Raw genomic sequence first — 15,162 nt, forward strand, 5'->3', positions numbered from 1 at the left:
CAGCACGTGCAGGAAACCACAGGGGCCGCTCCGGAGTATCCGGGGGACGACGGCGTTACCGACGACTTTGGCCTGGCCGGGGTGCCGGACGCGTTCCAGCGCCTGTGGACTCCGCACCGGATGGCGTACATCAAGGGCGGGCAGCACCAGTTCAAGAACGTGGACGACTGCCCGTTCTGTGTGGCGCCCGAACGCGAGGACGACGATTCACTGATCGTCTACCGCGGGCGGACCAGCTACGTCGTGCTGAACCTCTTCCCGTACAACCCGGGCCACCTGCTGGTCTGCCCGTACCGGCACGTTCCCGACTACACGGACCTGACCGTGGAGGAGACTGCCGAGTTCGCCGAGCTGACCCAGACGGCCATGCGTGTGCTGCGCAAGGTCGCCAACCCCACCGGCTTCAACCTGGGCATGAACCAGGGCGTGACCGGCGGCGCGGGGATCGCCGGTCACCTGCACCAGCATGTGGTGCCGCGCTGGGGCGGGGACGGGAACTTCTTCCCGATCATCGCCCAGACCAAGGCCATCACGCAGACCCTGGGCGAGGTCCGCCAGCAGGTCGCGGAAGCCTGGCCGCAGGCCACCACCGGGGCGACGGATGCTGAATAGGCACGCGCGCGGTTTCTTCACCGCGCTGTTCTCCCCGCTTGCCCGCTGGCTGCTCCGGATCGGGGTGTCCCCGGACGCTGTGACCATCGTCGGCACCCTCGGCGTCGTGGTCGGTGCGCTGGTGTTCTACCCGCTGGGCCAGCTCTGGTGGGGCACCCTATTCATCACCGCCTTCATTTTTTCCGACGTCATCGACGGGATCATGGCCCGGATGCAGAAGGGCGGAGGCCGCTGGGGCAACTTCCTGGATTCCACCCTGGACCGGGTCGCCGATGGGGCGTTGTTCGCCGGCGTCGCGGTCTGGTTCTTCACCGGGGGTGACGACGCCGCGATCGCGATTGCCGCCGTCGTCTGTCTTGTCCTGGGCATGGTGGTTTCGTACGCCCGTGCCAAGGCGGAGGCGCTGGGCTTCCAGGCCAACGTGGGCATCGCAGAGCGTGCCGAGCGGCTTGTGTCGGTCCTGGTGGTCACCGGTTTCACCGGCCTTGGCCTGCCCACGGTGGTGCTTTTCGGAACGTTGTGCCTGCTGGCCGCCGCGAGCCTGGTGACGGTCATTCAGCGGATCATCACAGTCCGCCGGCAGTCGCTCGAGGAGACCGAGGGCACCGCGACCGGACAGGCCGCCTGAGCCCGGGGCTTTCGGCGTATCCCGCGGGGTGTAACCGGAATTCAGCCGGGCGCGGCGGGGGACTAGTATTAGCACTACCGGCCAATGGATCCGGTAATCCGGTGTGTGCGACGCGGCATTTGTGTGCCGTCCGCGATCCGGCGAGGTCATCTATCTACCCATAGGGGTTTTTGTGTCTACACCTGATGTAAGCAGCGAAGCCGGCGCGTCCGCGAAGAGCGTGACGGGCAGCAACCGCGTCAAGCGCGGCATGGCGGAGATGCTCAAGGGCGGCGTCATCATGGACGTCGTCAACGTCGAGCAGGCCCGCATCGCTGAGGATGCCGGAGCCGTGGCAGTCATGGCGCTGGAACGCGTTCCCGCCGATATCCGTGCCCAGGGCGGCGTCTCCCGCATGTCCGATCCGGACATGATCGAAGCGATCATCGCTGCCGTGTCCATCCCGGTCATGGCAAAGGTCCGGATCGGCCACTTCGTCGAAGCCCAGGTCATCCAGACCCTCGGAGTGGACTACATCGACGAGTCCGAGGTCCTGACCCCGGCGGACTACGCCAACCACATCGACAAGTGGAACTTCACCGTTCCCTTCGTTTGCGGCGCCACCAACCTAGGTGAGGCCCTGCGCCGCATCAACGAGGGCGCGGCCATGATCCGCTCCAAGGGCGAGGCCGGCACCGGCGACGTCTCCAACGCCACCACACACATGCGCCAGATCCGCGCCGAGATCAAGAAGCTCGCCGGCATGGCCGAGGACGAGCTCTACGTCGCCGCCAAGGAACTGCAGGCCCCGTACGAACTGGTCAAGGAAGTTGCCGCCACGGGCAAGCTCCCCGTCGTGCTGTTCACCGCCGGCGGCATCGCCACCCCGGCCGACGCCGCGATGATGATGCAGCTCGGCGCCGACGGCGTGTTCGTCGGCTCCGGCATCTTCAAGTCCGGCAACCCGGCGCAGCGTGCCGCCGCCGTCGTGAAGGCCACCACCTTCTTCGACGACCCGGAGGAAATCGCCAAGGCATCCCGCGGCCTGGGCGAGGCCATGGTCGGCATCAACGTGGACGAGATCCCGCAGCCGCACCGCCTCGCCGAGCGCGGCTGGTAGCAGTAGGCGACAATAGCGCCTAACTCAATCGGCTTAATAAGAGAGACTGCAGAGGCTCCATGAGCGAGGCGCCTCGGCGCCGAGTTTGTGGAGAAGCAGTCGAACGCGGCGCGATCCTCTGCGTGCTATTCCCCGCGCCTTGTTGGCAGCTGAGTGGCTGGTTGGGGCGCGGGGCCCCTTTTACGCACGCTGCCGATTCACACCGCCCGTCGCCTTGCGCTCCTGATTGAACGAGTCCGGCCCGTCACCTCTCCAGGTGGCGGGCCGGCGTCGTTTGCGTTCTGAGGGGTTAGTCGAGGCCGCGGCGCTTGAGCAGCGGTTCGAGCTCGGCGTCGCGGCCGCGGAAGGCCCGGAAGGAATCCAGCGGATCGCGGCTGTTGCCCCGGGAGAGCAGCTCGGCGCGGAAGAAGTCTCCGTTGGCCCGCGTGAGCCCGCCGTTGTCCTTGAACCATTCCACCGTCTCGGCGTCCAGCACTTCGCTCCAGATGTAGGAGTAGTAGCCCGCGGCGTAACCGGCGCCGGCGAAGATGTGCTGGAAGTAGCCGGTGCGGTAGCGGGGCGGGATCAGGTGGTGCGTCACGCCGGCCGCGGCGAGTGCCTTGGCCTCGAACTCCAGGACATCGTCGGGGACATCGGACCCGTCCAGCACATGCCAGGCGAGGTCCAGCAGGGCCGCACCCAGGTACTCGGTGGTGCCGAAGCCCTCGCCCCAAAGTTGCGCGGCGTCGAGCTTGTCCACCACTTCCTGCGGCAGCGCCTCGCCGGTGGCGTGGTGGCGTGCATAGTTGGCGAGGACTGCCGGCCACATGATCCACATTTCGTTCACCTGCGAGGGGTACTCCACGAAGTCCCGCGGCACGGCCGTGCCGGAGAACCGCGGGTAAGTAACCGAGGAGAACAGGCCGTGCAGGGCGTGGCCGAATTCGTGGAACGTGGTGCGGAGTTCGTCCAGCGTCAGGAGCGTCGGTTCGCCGGCAGGCGGCTTGGAGATGTTGAGGTTGTTGATCACCACGGGCCGGGTGTTGAGCAACCCGGACTGTTCCACGAGGGAGTTCATCCAGGCCCCGCCCCGCTTGGATTCGCGGGTGTAGTAGTCGCCCAAAAACAGGCCCAGCTCGGTCCCGTCGGAGTTGCGGACCTCCCAGACGCGCACGTCCGGGTGGTAGCCGGCGAGGTCGCCGCGTTCGTGGAACGTGATGCCGTAGAGCGCGTTGGCGGCGAAGAACACACCGTCGTTGAGGACGCGGTCCAGCTCGAAGTAGGGGCGCAGAGCCTGCTCGTCCACGGCGTACCGTTCGCGCTTGACCTTGGCGGAGTAGTAGGCCCAGTCCCAGGCTTCGAGGGGGTGGCCGGCGACTTCAGACAGCGCCTCGGCTTCGGCGTCGGCGTTCCGGACGGCTGCCGGCGCGAGCCGGTTCATCATGGTCTGCACGGCGGCGAAGTCCGGTGCGGTCTGCTGGTCCACGACGAGTTCGGCGTAGTTGGCGAAACCGAGCAGGGCGGCTTTCTCGGCGCGGAGCCGGACCATGTCCTTGACCAGGTCCAGGACGTCGAAAGAGCCCCCGTCGCTGCCGCGGCCGATCGAGGCCTCGTACAGGCGGCGGCGGACGTCGCGGTTGTCCAGGGCGGCGAGGGCGGGCTGGTTGCTGGGCTGGATAAGGGTGAGCAGGAACTTGCCGTCGTGCCCGGCGGTGCGGGCGGCCTCCGCGGCGCTGGCAACATCGTCGGCGGGCAGTCCGGCGAGGTCGGCGGCGTCGTCGAGCAGCAGCGAGGCCGACTTCATCGCTTCCTTCACCCGCTGGCCGAACTCCGTGCCCAGCCGGGAGAGCTCGGCATTAACGGCCTTGAGCCGTTCCTGTCCGGCGTCGTCGAGCTGGATGCCGGTCTGGCGGAACTCCTTGAGGTACTCGTCCACGAGCCTGGCGGATTCGGCGTCGAGCGTGTCGGTGTTGACGGCGGCGAACCGTTCGAACAGCCCGCGGTTGAGGTAGACGGCGTCCTGGTGGGCCGAGAACCGCGGGGACAGGGTGGTCTCGAGGTCGCGGATGGCGTCCGAGGCATCGGCCGAGACGAGCGTGAAGAAGGAAGCCGCCGCACGCTGCAGGAGCTGCCCGGACCGCTCCATGGCCAGTGCGGTGTTCTCGAAAGTGGCGGGCTCCGGTGTGTCCACGATCGCCTGGATCTCGGCGAGGTGCTCGGCGAGGCCGGCATCGACGGCTTCGGCGTAATGCCCGGAGGCGATGTCCGCGAACGGCGGCAGGCCGAACGGCAGGGGGCTGGGGCTCATCAGGGGATTGGTCATGAAATAACTCTTTCATGTCGGCGGTGAGTTCTCAACGGCCTACTGCGCGTGTTGTGACCGCTGCCACCGTAGGATTGGCGCCATGCGTACCATCACCCCAAGGCTGCGAGGCCGTCTTCTCGCCGCGGCCGCAGTGGTCTCCCTCGCGGCCTCTGTGGCTTCCTGCAGCGTCGGCGCCGGTCCGGAAAACAGTGCGTCGGGCTCCCCGGCGGCCGCCGGCACCACCGCCGGGCCGGCGGCAACCGGGCCGGCAGCATCGGCGACGGCGTCGAGCACTCCGACTCCGACGCCGGGGAAGGGGCCTGACTGCGCGGCCGTGCGCTGCGCCTCGGTCGTTGTCACCGGGGACATGCTGGTCCACGACCAGCTCTGGGAGCAGGCCCGCGCGGACGCACTGGCCACCGGCGCCAAGGGCCTGGACTTCGGGCCGCTGCTTGAGGGCCAGCGCAAGTACATCGAGCAGAGTGACCTCGCGATCTGCCACCTGGAGACACCCGTGGCCGGACCCGCCGGGCCCTTCTCTTCGTACCCTTCCTTCAACGTTCCGCCGCAGATCATCACGGCTGCCCAGCGGGTGGGCTACCAGGCCTGCACCACCGCGAGCAACCACACGGTGGACCGTGGCACCGCGGGGCTGGTCCGAACGCTGGACGCTCTCGATGCCGCCGGGCTGCAGCACACCGGCTCCTACCGGACCGAGGCCGATACCCAGGGCGTTCTGATCCTGCAGACTGCCGCGGCCAAGATCGCCGTGATCAGTGCGACCTACGGACTGAACGGCCAGCTGCCGGAGGCCGCCTGGCAGGTGGACATGCTCGACCCCGACGTCATGATCGCCAAGGCGAAGAAGGCCAGGGACCTCGGAGCCGACATCGTGCTCGCCGCCATGCACGCGGGCGACGAGTATTCCAGTGTGCCCAACGCCGAGCAGACGAGCGTTGCGCATGCCCTCGCGGACAGCGGCCAGTTCACCATGATCTACAGCCACCACTCACATTCGGTCCTGCCGATCGAGCACTACAAGGGGACCTGGATTGTCTATGGCCTGGGCAACGGGATCACGGAGCTCTCACCGAACTACAGGGTGAACAACGAGGGCCTGCTGGTCCGGGCCCAGTTCAGCGAGGACGCGGCAGGCAAGTGGACCGCCTCCGACCTTGCCTGGGCGCCGTCGGTGATTGTCCGCGGACCGTACCGCTGGTGCTCCGTGGCGTCCGACGCCCCGCAGGGCACCTGCGCGAGTGCCGCGGCCGACGCCGCCACCCGCAAGCGCACCCAGACCGTGGTCGAGTCGATGGGGGCCGCGGCTGCGGGCGCCCACGAACTGCTCGTCACCAAGGGACCGTAGGGCCTGCGGATCTTGCCCTGATACCGGCCGGCGAATACCGTGATGGTGACGCGGGGGCTCAAGAAGCCAGCCCTGTCAGACCAGGACAGGAGGCTTTCGTGGGCAAAGTATCGACGGCGGACCGGAAACACCGAAACGGGATGTTCCCGAACGGCATGGAGTACCTGAGCTGGGGCAACGGCCCGAAAACGCTCCTCTTCATCCAGGGCGGGCCCGGCAGCACGGTTCCCAAAGGGGTGTTCCGAGGGGTGTTCCGGCGACAGTTCGATCGCTTTCTCCGCGCCGGTTACGCTGTCTGGGTTGTCACCCGCCGCCGGGGAATGCCGCCGGAGCACACCATCGCAGGCATGGCGGACGACTACGCTCGGCTGATAGCGGAACAGTTCGGCGGGCGGGTCGACCTGGTCGTGGCGGAGTCATTTGGCGGGATGGTGGGGCAGTACCTGGCCGCGCGGCACCCTGACTCCTTCGGCCACATCGCCATGGTGGTCACGGCCGCTGAATTGAGCGACTGGGGCAAGGACGTCGATTCGCGGATGGCCAGGGCCCTGGCGGGCGGCGACACCAACGGAGCCGGGACGGTTTTCGCCGAGTATCTGTTGCCGGGCAGGCGGATGATGTGGCTGCGGCGGCTGATCGGGCCCCTGATCAGCCGGCGCCTCCTCAGCGGAGCCGATTTCCCCGCCCAGGATGTGCTCACCGAAGTGCAGGGCGAAATGACCTTCAATTCCCGGGCGGTGCTTCCGCTCATCCGGCGGCCCGTGCTGCTGATCTGTGGCGGCTCCGACCAATTCTTTCCCCGCGATGTCGCCCAGGAAACGGCCGGGCTCATCCCGGACTGCACCCTTGTTTGGTACGAGGGGAAGGGCCATCTCCGGGCCGCCTCCAGCGGACGCATCGCCCGCGACGTGCTGGAGTACGCCGCCCGCAGCTGAGGCGCGGCTGGCGTGAACTTGGGGCGTGCGGGGCTAACCCCCGGCCGGGTCCAGATCGAGGGTCATATAGACGCTGTTCGGGTCCTCCCCGTAGCCGGCAAAGGGCGGGCAAACGCTGAACCCGTGGCGTAGGTACAGCCGCCGCGCCGGAGCGAAGAAGTCCTGGCTTCCGGTCTCGAGATACAGGCGGTCATAACCGTCGCGCCGGGCCTCGGCCAGGATGTGGGCCAGCAGGAGCGTGGCGATGCCGCGGCCCCGTAGGTGGGCCGCGGTCCGCATGGACTTGATTTCGCCTTGTTTGGTCTTGGACTCGCCGGGTTCGAGCAGTTTCAGCGCCCCGCAGCCAAGCACCCCGGAGTCCTCGCGTGCCGTCCAGAACGCGATGTCCGGTCCGGAAAGCGCCGCAGCATCGAGGGCGTGCACGCTTTCGGCGGGCGAGGTGGCGAACATGTCGGCGAGGTGCTCGCCCAGGAGCTGCTCAACGTCCGCGCGGCCGGGACTGTCACGGTCAATCCGGATCATCGGGCACTGCTCCTCCACAGAATTTGTCGTCGCCCCATCAATCTACCGGGGTGCGGTCTCGTCCGCCGAAGTCGCCGGAACCGTGCGGGGTCGCCGGATCGTTCCGGCGACCCTGCCGCTTTCCCGCGACTTCGCGTCCGACGAGGCTGTCGGCGCTATGCTGGGCCCAACGCGGCCGGACAGGCCGCGGCCGTATGCCGATGGTGGGGGATCCATTGCGAACGATAGACAACAACGGCACAAACAGCCGGAAGAATACCCCGGGAAGCTCGGGCTCCCCGTCGACAGGGAAAACACACCGGGCAGGATCTGCGCGGCCGGTCGCCGCCACGGTGTGGCTGGGCGCCGCCGTCGTACTGGCATGGCTGGTGCTGGCCGGCAGAACGGAGGCTGCCTTGGAGGCGGCGCCGTGGCTGTTCCTGGCGTCGTGGGTCGTCTACGTGGCGCAGTGGCGGCCGCTCCTCCGGACAGACGTGCACGGTTTCGAGCTGGTCAACGGACTCCGCGACCACCGGATACCTTTCGCCGCGGTCGACGACGTCGAGGTCCGTTACACGGTGGTGGTCAGGGCTGCGGGACGGCGGTACGTCAGCTGGGGCGCCCCGACGCCGCCGAGTGCCTTCGGCTCCGGATTCGACCACGTCAGCGACCTGAAAAGCCGGCCGCACAGCATCCTCCCGGGCAATGAACGCATCAGCCAGAAAGAGACGGCGACCGGCCGGGATGCCATCGTCGCTGCCTGGCAGGATGCGCGGATCGCGGGTCTGACGGGTGGTGCCGGCGTAGTCAGCTCGTCATGGAACCGGCCGGCGATCATCGCCGGGATCGTCGCCGCTGTTTGGGCGATCCTGACAATAATCGGCTGACCCGCTGCCGCCCGTGCTGAGCGCAGCCGCCGTCGGCTCAGCGCGGGCGTCGGGCGGCGTGTTCGCGGGCGAGGACGGCGTAGGAGTCGTCCGGCGTGCCGGGGGAGAAGCTGCCGTACTTGCGTTCGACGGCGGTCCGGATGAGGAAGTCCGCCAGGGCAGGGTTCTTCGGCAGCAGGGATCCGTGCAGGTAGCTCGCCACGATGTTCCGGTACCGGGCGCCTTCCTGGCCGTCGTTGCTGTTGTTGCCGGTGCCCTTGGCGGTGGTTCCCAGCGCTGAGACGCCCGGGCCGAGGGTGGTCTGGCCGCTGTGGTTCTCGTACCCCAGGACGGTGCCGAACTCGCCGGTGGACACCGCCACGTTGCCGATCAGCCGCTCATCGGTTCCATGGGTCTCAACGTCCAGGATGCCGATCCCCGGGATGACGGACCCCGTCCGGGTCTTGAAGAACTTCCCGAACAGCTGGTACAGGCCGCAGATCACCAGCATGGGCGTGCCGTCCTCGGCCAGGTCCTTCAGGACAGCCTCCCGCGACAGCAGGTCGTCCTGGATGACCAGCTGGCCGCTGTCCTGCCCGCCGCCGCCGACGACCAGGTCGACCTCCGCCGGAAACTCGTCGCCGACGTTGTACTCAAGCAGCTCAGGGGTGTAGCCGTGCCAGCGCAGCCGCTGTGCCAGCACCAGGGCGTTGCCCCAGTCGCCGTAGATGTTCATGTCCCGCGGGTACAGCTGCAGGACCCGGATGGTTCCCTTGCCGGGCTCGGGGGATTCCTCGGGCGGAAGCACGTGCCCGAAGGAAAGCTTGGACTGGTCGGAATCGGGCTGGGGGGTCATGAGACCACCTCCACTGTGGTGATTTTGGACAGCTCGCGGCGGATGGCCAGCATCGCTGTGTAGGTGCAGAAGATCCGCTTCGGTTTGTCCTTGGCGCCGCTGATGAAGGCCGCCAGCGCGGGGGCAATCTCGGTGTTCACGGCGCCGATCGCAACGTCGTCGTACTGCAGGCGCAGCGCCATGTCGTACGCGCGGGAGCCGCTCAGCTGGTCCACGCCGCCCTCGCGAAGGGTGTCGAACTCGACGTCCCAGAGCCATGACAAGTCCCGGCCGTCGGCATAGTTGTCATTGATCGCGACCATCGTGGCGTACCCGGCCGCCGGGAAGGACTTCAGCCCCAGCCGGAAGCCGCTGGGGTTCTTCACCAGCACCAGATCCAGCGGCAGGCCGTCGACGACGAGGCTCTCACCGCGGCCGAACGCCGGCGCCACCTGCGCCAGGGCCTTCAGCAGCCCTTCGTTGTCCGCCAGGACCGTTTTTCCAGGGACAGAGTCCCGGACCGCAATGGCCCGGGCCAGGGTCAGCGCGGCAGCGGCGTTGAAGATGTTGTAGACCCCGCGGAGCTTCATCGCCGTCGTCGCCGTGACGCCGTCGTACTCAAAGTCCGCGTCCGCCGCACCCACCCGGCGGAGCACGACGTCGGCGTGCGGCTTGGGCGGCGCCGGCGGCACCGGGCTGCCGGGGGCGGCCCGCATCTCGTCGTCGTTCGGGAAGGTGCTCAGCAGCGAGTCATCGAGGCCGAAGTAAAGGACTTCGGGCCCGTCGAGGGTTTGCGCGATCCGGGCGACGCGGGGGTCCTCCCGGTTCAGCACGACGGTTCCCGTGGTCTTGGCGGCGATGTGCTGCAGCAGCTGCGCCGTCTTGTCGATCTCGCCAAAACGGTCCAGCTGGTCACGCAGGACGTTGAGCAGCAGGCAGTAGCGCGGCGGCACCTGGTTGACGAAATGCACCGCGTGGGCCTCGTCCAGTTCCAGCACGGCGACGTCGGCGTCCAGCCGCCCCCGCCAGTCCACCTCGCCGAGCAGCGCAGCGGCCACACCGCGGGTGAAGTTGCTGCCGGTGCGGTTGGTGAAGACCTTTAGGCCCTGGCTCTCAAGCAGCTCCACCACCATCTTTGTGGTGGTCGTCTTGCCGTTCGTGCCGCTTACGACGGCGACGCCGTGCGGCAGCGTGGACAGCGTCCTGCGCATGAAGCCGGGGTCGATTTTTTCGACGACGAGCCCGGGAAGGGCAGAGCCTCCGCCCCTGAGCCGGGAGACCCGGCGAACGAACTTGCCGAGCGGAACGCTGAAGTAAAACATGCTTTGTAATATATCCCAGCGGCGGCATGGAAGCCCGCCGGGAGGCGGCGCCGCATGCCCCGGTGCGGGGCGTCGAGCACTATGCTGTTCGGATGACCAACCCCTCTTCCGAGCCTTCCTCCCGCGTGGGAACAGGGCTGCGGATCGGCGTCCTGGCTCTCCAGGGCGACTTCCGCGAACACCTGCATGCGGTGGAAGCCGCCGGTGCCACGGGCATCGGCGTCCGCCGGCCTGCTGAACTCGACGGCCTCGACGGCCTCATCATTCCCGGCGGCGAATCGACCACTATCGACAAGCTGTCCCGGGCCTTCGGACTCCGCGACCCGCTGCGCCGGCGAATCCAGGACGGGCTGCCGGTCTACGGCTCCTGCGCCGGGATGATCCTGCTGGCGGATGAGATCGCCGACCCCGCGAAGGACCTTGCCGGCAACCCGCAGCAGACGTTTGGCGGCCTCGACATCACGGTGCGCCGGAACGCCTTTGGCCGGCAGCGCGAATCCTTCGAGACGGATCTGGACTTTAAGGGCCTCGACTTCAGCGCCACCGAAAACGGCGTGGCTCCTGTCCACGCGGTCTTCATCCGCGGACCATGGGTGGAACGCGTCGGCGACGGCGTGGAGGTCCTCGCCGAAGTGGAGCCCTCCAGGACATCTCACCCCGAGGCGCTGGCCGGGACGGCTAGAATTGTTGCTGTGCGTTCCGGCAAGCTGCTGGCCACCTCCTTCCACCCGGAAGTGACGGGGGAGAAGCGCGTGCACGAATTGTTTATCCGAATGATCAGAGGGGAAGCGTAAAGCATGTCAGGCCACTCCAAATGGGCGACGACCAAGCACAAAAAGGCCATCCTCGATAGCCGCCGCGCCAAGTCGTTCGCCAAGCTGATCAAGAACATCGAAGTCGCCGCACGCATGGGCGGCCCGGACCTTGCCGGCAACCCGAGCCTGGAACTCGCCGTCACGAAGGCCAAGAAGACCTCGGTCCCCGCTGACAACATCGACCGCGCCATCAAGCGCGGTGCCGGCCTCACCGGCGAAGTCGTGGACTACACCGAGATCATGTACGAATGCCGCGGGCCGCAGGGCTCGGCGCTGCTGATCGAATGCCTGACGGACAACAAGAACCGGGCGGCCTCCGAAGTGCGCCTCGCCATCTCCCGTAACGGCGGCACCATCGCCGATCCCGGTTCGGTCAGCTACCTCTTCTCCCGCAAGGGCGTTGTCTCCCTGCCGAAGAACGGACTGAGCGAGGACGACGTCCTGATGGCCGTGCTCGACGCCGGCGCCGAGGAAGTCAAGGACAACGGTGACAGCTTCGAGATCCACTCCGAGCCGACCGACCTGCAGGCCATCCGCGATGCGCTCAAGGAAGCCGGCATGGAGTACGACACCGACGAGGCCGAGTTTGTGCCGTCCATGGAAGTGCCGCTGGACCTCGACGCCGCCAAGAAGTTCATGAAGCTCGTAGACGCCCTCGAGGAGCTCGACGACGTCCAGAACGTCTACAGCAACGCCGACCTCAGCGACGAAGTGCAGGCCGCACTGGAAGCGGAGTGACCCTTCGCGTCCTCGGCGTCGATCCGGGCCTCACCCGCTGCGGGATCGGCGTCGTGGACGTCGAGAAGAACCGCCGCGCCACGATGGTGGCGTTCGGCGTCGTCGGCACATCACCGGAGGAAAGCCTGGACCAGCGCCTGCTGGTCATCGCCACCTCCATCGACGAGTGGCTGGACCAGTACGAACCGCACGTTCTCGCCGTCGAACGCGTCTTCTCGCAGCTCAACGTCAGCACCGTGATGGGCGTTGCCCAGGCATCCGGCGTAGTGATCGCCGCCGCCGCGCGCCGCGGCATCCCCGTGGCGCTGCACACCCCCTCCGAAGTCAAGGCCGCCGTCACCGGCAGCGGAACCTCCAACAAGGACGCCGTCACCAAGCTGGTCACCAAGATCCTTCGGCTCAATGCCCCGCCGCGGCCGGCCGACGCCGCCGACGCCCTGGCCCTGGCTATCACGCATGCGTGGCGGGCCGGCAGCGGCGCCGCAGTCTCCACCACCGGACCCGGAAGCCAGTCGCTGACCCCCGCCCAGCGGGCCTGGGCGGACGCGGAAGCCAAAGCGCGCCGTTCACGCTGAATGTCCCGCGGTGCCGCCGGATGGCTTGGTAGGGTATTCGTAGATATGTTCGGATAGCCGGGTCCTCCCGGTTTTATTTTCAGCTGAAATTTCAGGAGCCCGGCTTTGATCAGTTTTCTCCGCGGAACCGTAGCGCACGTCGGCCTGTCCTCCGCCGTGATCGACCTCAACGGCGCCGGCATGAGCGTGAACGCCACACCGCAGACCCTCGGCCGGCTCCGCGCCGGCGCGGAAGGGAAGCTCTTCACCTCCCTGATCGTGCGCGAGGACTCCCTCACTCTGTTCGGGTTCGGCAGCGACGACGAACGCGAGGTCTTCGACGTCCTCCTCAGCGTCAGCGGCGTCGGACCCCGGCTCGCGTTGGCGGTCCTGGCCGTGCACGAGCCCGAAGCGATCCGCGTCGCCGCCCACTCCGGGGACGGCAAGGCATTCACCAAGGTCCCCGGCATTGGCCCCAAGGTTGCCGGGCGGATCGTGCTGGAACTGGCCGGCAAGCTGGTGCCGCACGGCACCTCCGCCGGGACCTCGGCTCCGGCCGCATCCGCCGAAGCAATTTGGAAGCCGCAGGTCGTCGCGGCCATGACGAGCCTTGGCTGGTCCGAGAAGGACGCCACGTCCAGCATCGACAAGTCACTGGCGGATTCCCCCGAGCTGGCCGAGAAGGGCAACGTCGCCGAGATCCTGCGGGCAACCCTCCGCTGGCTGGGCCAGGACGGTGCCCGCGCCGGGAACAGGATAGGCGCCCGTGGCTGAGCCGTCCCTCGTCGGCGGGGGAGAGGAGCCGGAGGAGCGGGTCATCGAGGCTGCGCTCCGGCCCAAGAACCTGCACGACTTCGTCGGCCAGCACCGGGTCCGCAAGCAGCTTTCCCTCGTCCTGGAGGCTTCCCGCATGCGCGGCCGCAGCGCCGACCACGTCTTGCTTTCCGGGCCGCCCGGGCTCGGCAAAACGACGCTGTCCATGATCATTGCGGCCGAAATGAACGCCCCGCTGCGGATCAGCAGCGGCCCCGCCATCCAGCACGCCGGTGACCTGGCCGCCATCTTGTCCTCCCTCTCCGAGGGCGAGGTCCTTTTCCTCGATGAGATCCACCGGATGTCCCGGCCGGCCGAGGAAATGCTCTACATGGCGATGGAAGACTTCCGGGTCGACATTGTCGTGGGCAAGGGCGCCGGCGCCACGGCCATCCCGCTGGAACTTCCGCCGTTCACCCTGGTCGGTGCCACGACCCGCGCGGGCCTGCTGCCCGGGCCGCTCCGGGACCGCTTCGGCTTCACCGGCCACCTAGAGTTCTACTCCGTGGCCGAACTGGAACTCGTGCTCCGGCGCTCCGCCGGGCTCCTGGACCTCAAGGTCAACTCTGCCGGGTTCAGCGAAATCGCGGGGCGGTCCCGCGGCACGCCCCGCATCGCCAACAGGCTCCTGCGCCGGGTCCGGGACTGGGCGCTGGTGCACGGGATCGAGCAGATCGACGCCCGCGCCGCCTCCGCAGCGCTGGACATGTATGAAGTGGATAAGCGCGGCCTCGACCGGCTGGACCGCGCCGTCCTTGAAGCCCTCATCACCAAATTCGGCGGCGGACCGGTGGGCCTGTCCACCCTGGCGATCGCCGTCGGTGAAGAGACCGAAACCGTGGAAACGGTCGCCGAGCCGTACCTCGTCCGCGAGGGGCTGCTGGGACGAACCCCGCGGGGGAGGATCGCCCTCGCCCCCGCCTGGACGCACCTCGGCTTCGCGGTTCCGCCCGGAGTGTTCGCGCAGGACCCGCTGGAGCTCTTCGAAGCCGCCGACGACGAGCCCGACATTGCGGGCGGGCTGGGCCAGGACGCTGATCCGGAATGGATCCGTAATAGTCAATAGCACCGCTCCGGCACGTTTTCCCTTGTAGACTGGTATGACGCTCGGCACGTTCGGGTCTTTGTTTCTGTGCGCGGCCACCACCTGGCCGCCGTCGGCGCGGCATGATTGCCTGCCAGTCCGAAGCGAAGCCGACGTTGCTGTAAAACCAGCTACGCAAGTACAGAACGGAACTATCCCTGTGTTCGGACTTATTTCTGCCCAGACCCAGCCGCAGGCCGGCGGCGGTATCGACATCATGACCATCCTGCTGTTCGCCATGCTCGGCGTCTTCGTCTTCATGATGTTCCGCCGCAACAAGAAGACCCAGCAGCAGCAGGCACAGCTCCAGTCGAAGTTTGCTCCGGGTGTTGAGGTCATGACGAGCTTTGGCCTGTACGGCCGGATCGTCGAGATCGACGACGAAGAGAACAAGGTCCTGCTGGAACTCTCCCCGGGCAACACGGCCACCGTACACCGCCAGGCCGTCACCAAGATCGTCGAGCCGGTTGTCGCAGCTGAGGAGCCCACGGTTGTCCCCAACGACGCCTCTTCCCTGACCACCGACAAGGCCGACAGCGCCGCAACGGTCAACGATGCCCCGCGCGACGAGACGCCGGAAGAAACCCTGCGCCGCCTCAACGACGAAGGCAAGAAAGACAGCTAGTCTGCCTGCTTGAGCTATCCCGCGAAGTAACGGTTGCGGGCAACCGCCGGAGCGGCCTCCTTGGTCCGCACCGGCGGTTCCTCCG

At 67.6% G+C, this 15,162-nt stretch carries 16 protein-coding genes; 12 read left to right on the forward strand and 4 right to left on the reverse strand.

Features of this window, described 5'->3' with window-relative positions; genetic code table 11:
• Positions 1–6: 6 nt before the first annotated feature.
• The 3 genes from AC1DF4_RS07290 (at position 7) to pdxS (ending at position 2,339) form a co-directional block, all read left to right on the forward strand.
• A complete protein-coding gene (locus AC1DF4_RS07290) occupies positions 7–612 on the forward strand; it encodes an HIT family protein (protein ID WP_476912259.1) in 606 nt (201 codons plus the stop codon).
• Positions 602–1,240, forward strand: coding sequence for a phosphatidylinositol phosphate synthase (pgsA, locus tag AC1DF4_RS07295; protein ID WP_476864818.1), 639 nt, complete (start codon positions 602–604; stop codon positions 1,238–1,240). The genes AC1DF4_RS07290 and pgsA overlap by 11 nt, the downstream gene beginning before the upstream one ends.
• A 172-nt stretch (positions 1,241–1,412) precedes the next feature.
• The gene (gene pdxS, locus AC1DF4_RS07300) at positions 1,413–2,339 is read left to right on the forward strand and encodes a pyridoxal 5'-phosphate synthase lyase subunit PdxS (RefSeq protein WP_224046658.1); all 927 of its coding nucleotides are present in this window, start codon (positions 1,413–1,415) and stop codon (positions 2,337–2,339) included.
• Between the two features lie 289 nt (positions 2,340–2,628).
• On the opposite strand, the gene AC1DF4_RS07305 is transcribed toward pdxS, so the two are convergent.
• Positions 2,629–4,641: a M3 family metallopeptidase gene (locus AC1DF4_RS07305; RefSeq protein WP_476912260.1), complete on the reverse strand. Its 2,013-nt coding sequence runs from the start codon at positions 4,639–4,641 to the stop codon at positions 2,629–2,631.
• Between the two features lie 82 nt (positions 4,642–4,723).
• On the opposite strand from AC1DF4_RS07305, the gene AC1DF4_RS07310 reads away from it, so the two are divergent.
• Together AC1DF4_RS07310 and AC1DF4_RS07315 are read left to right on the forward strand one after the other, a co-directional pair.
• A complete protein-coding gene (locus tag AC1DF4_RS07310; protein WP_476912261.1) occupies positions 4,724–5,989 on the forward strand; it encodes a CapA family protein in 1,266 nt (421 codons plus the stop codon).
• 98 nt (positions 5,990–6,087) lie between these two features.
• Positions 6,088–6,924 (forward strand): alpha/beta fold hydrolase, encoded by an 837-nt coding sequence (locus tag AC1DF4_RS07315; protein WP_476912262.1) that lies wholly within the window; start codon positions 6,088–6,090, stop codon positions 6,922–6,924.
• A 33-nt stretch (positions 6,925–6,957) separates the two neighbouring features.
• Here the strand turns inward: AC1DF4_RS07315 and AC1DF4_RS07320 are convergent, their stop codons facing one another.
• Positions 6,958–7,446, reverse strand: coding sequence for a GNAT family N-acetyltransferase (locus AC1DF4_RS07320; protein WP_476912263.1), 489 nt, complete (start codon positions 7,444–7,446; stop codon positions 6,958–6,960).
• Between the two features lie 215 nt (positions 7,447–7,661).
• On the opposite strand from AC1DF4_RS07320, the gene AC1DF4_RS07325 reads away from it, so the two are divergent.
• Complete coding sequence (locus AC1DF4_RS07325) at positions 7,662–8,312, forward strand: hypothetical protein (RefSeq protein WP_476912264.1); 651 nt, start codon at positions 7,662–7,664, stop codon at positions 8,310–8,312.
• Between the two features lie 37 nt (positions 8,313–8,349).
• On the opposite strand, the gene AC1DF4_RS07330 is transcribed toward AC1DF4_RS07325, so the two are convergent.
• Both AC1DF4_RS07330 and AC1DF4_RS07335 read right to left on the reverse strand, forming a co-directional pair.
• Complete coding sequence (locus AC1DF4_RS07330; RefSeq protein ID WP_476912265.1) at positions 8,350–9,147, reverse strand: type 1 glutamine amidotransferase; 798 nt, start codon at positions 9,145–9,147, stop codon at positions 8,350–8,352.
• The gene (locus tag AC1DF4_RS07335) at positions 9,144–10,448 is read right to left on the reverse strand and encodes a MurT ligase domain-containing protein (protein ID WP_476912266.1); all 1,305 of its coding nucleotides are present in this window, start codon (positions 10,446–10,448) and stop codon (positions 9,144–9,146) included. The genes AC1DF4_RS07330 and AC1DF4_RS07335 overlap by 4 nt, the downstream gene beginning before the upstream one ends.
• Positions 10,449–10,540: 92 nt before the next feature.
• On the opposite strand from AC1DF4_RS07335, the gene pdxT reads away from it, so the two are divergent.
• The 6 genes from pdxT to yajC all read left to right on the forward strand — a co-directional run bounded on the left by pdxT (position 10,541) and on the right by yajC (position 15,077).
• Positions 10,541–11,242, forward strand: a complete 702-nt coding sequence (pdxT, locus tag AC1DF4_RS07340; protein WP_476912267.1) for a pyridoxal 5'-phosphate synthase glutaminase subunit PdxT — start codon at positions 10,541–10,543, stop codon at positions 11,240–11,242.
• A gap of 3 nt (positions 11,243–11,245) precedes the next feature.
• The gene (locus AC1DF4_RS07345) at positions 11,246–12,001 is read left to right on the forward strand and encodes a YebC/PmpR family DNA-binding transcriptional regulator (RefSeq protein WP_476912268.1); all 756 of its coding nucleotides are present in this window, start codon (positions 11,246–11,248) and stop codon (positions 11,999–12,001) included.
• Positions 11,998–12,576, forward strand: a complete 579-nt coding sequence (ruvC, locus tag AC1DF4_RS07350) for a crossover junction endodeoxyribonuclease RuvC (RefSeq protein WP_476912269.1) — start codon at positions 11,998–12,000, stop codon at positions 12,574–12,576. Before AC1DF4_RS07345 ends, ruvC begins: the two co-directional genes overlap by 4 nt.
• 105 nt (positions 12,577–12,681) lie before the next feature.
• The gene (ruvA, locus tag AC1DF4_RS07355; RefSeq protein ID WP_476912270.1) at positions 12,682–13,329 is read left to right on the forward strand and encodes a Holliday junction branch migration protein RuvA; all 648 of its coding nucleotides are present in this window, start codon (positions 12,682–12,684) and stop codon (positions 13,327–13,329) included.
• On the forward strand, positions 13,322–14,434 hold the full coding sequence (gene ruvB, locus AC1DF4_RS07360) for a Holliday junction branch migration DNA helicase RuvB (protein ID WP_476912271.1): 1,113 nt from the start codon (positions 13,322–13,324) through the stop codon (positions 14,432–14,434). The genes ruvA and ruvB overlap by 8 nt, the downstream gene beginning before the upstream one ends.
• 235 nt (positions 14,435–14,669) lie before the next feature.
• Positions 14,670–15,077 (forward strand): preprotein translocase subunit YajC, encoded by a 408-nt coding sequence (yajC, locus tag AC1DF4_RS07365; RefSeq protein ID WP_476912521.1) that lies wholly within the window; start codon positions 14,670–14,672, stop codon positions 15,075–15,077.
• Positions 15,078–15,162: the final 85 nt, after the last annotated feature.

This window comes from Arthrobacter sp. 05N429 (genome assembly GCF_056397045.1).

Coding starts and splice junctions, on each gene's coding strand:
- AC1DF4_RS07345 (WP_476912268.1), top strand. CDS start 11,246: ATGTCAGGCCACTCCAAATGGGCGACGACCAAGCACAAAAAGGCCATC.
- AC1DF4_RS07305 (WP_476912260.1), bottom strand. CDS start 4,641: ATGACCAATCCCCTGATGAGCCCCAGCCCCCTGCCGTTCGGCCTGCCG.
- AC1DF4_RS07320 (WP_476912263.1), bottom strand. CDS start 7,446: ATGATCCGGATTGACCGTGACAGTCCCGGCCGCGCGGACGTTGAGCAG.
- pdxT (WP_476912267.1), top strand. CDS start 10,541: ATGACCAACCCCTCTTCCGAGCCTTCCTCCCGCGTGGGAACAGGGCTG.
- yajC (WP_476912521.1), top strand. CDS start 14,670: ATGACCATCCTGCTGTTCGCCATGCTCGGCGTCTTCGTCTTCATGATG.
- AC1DF4_RS07310 (WP_476912261.1), top strand. CDS start 4,724: ATGCGTACCATCACCCCAAGGCTGCGAGGCCGTCTTCTCGCCGCGGCC.
- AC1DF4_RS07330 (WP_476912265.1), bottom strand. CDS start 9,147: ATGACCCCCCAGCCCGATTCCGACCAGTCCAAGCTTTCCTTCGGGCAC.
- AC1DF4_RS07335 (WP_476912266.1), bottom strand. CDS start 10,448: ATGTTTTACTTCAGCGTTCCGCTCGGCAAGTTCGTTCGCCGGGTCTCC.
- pgsA (WP_476864818.1), top strand. CDS start 602: ATGCTGAATAGGCACGCGCGCGGTTTCTTCACCGCGCTGTTCTCCCCG.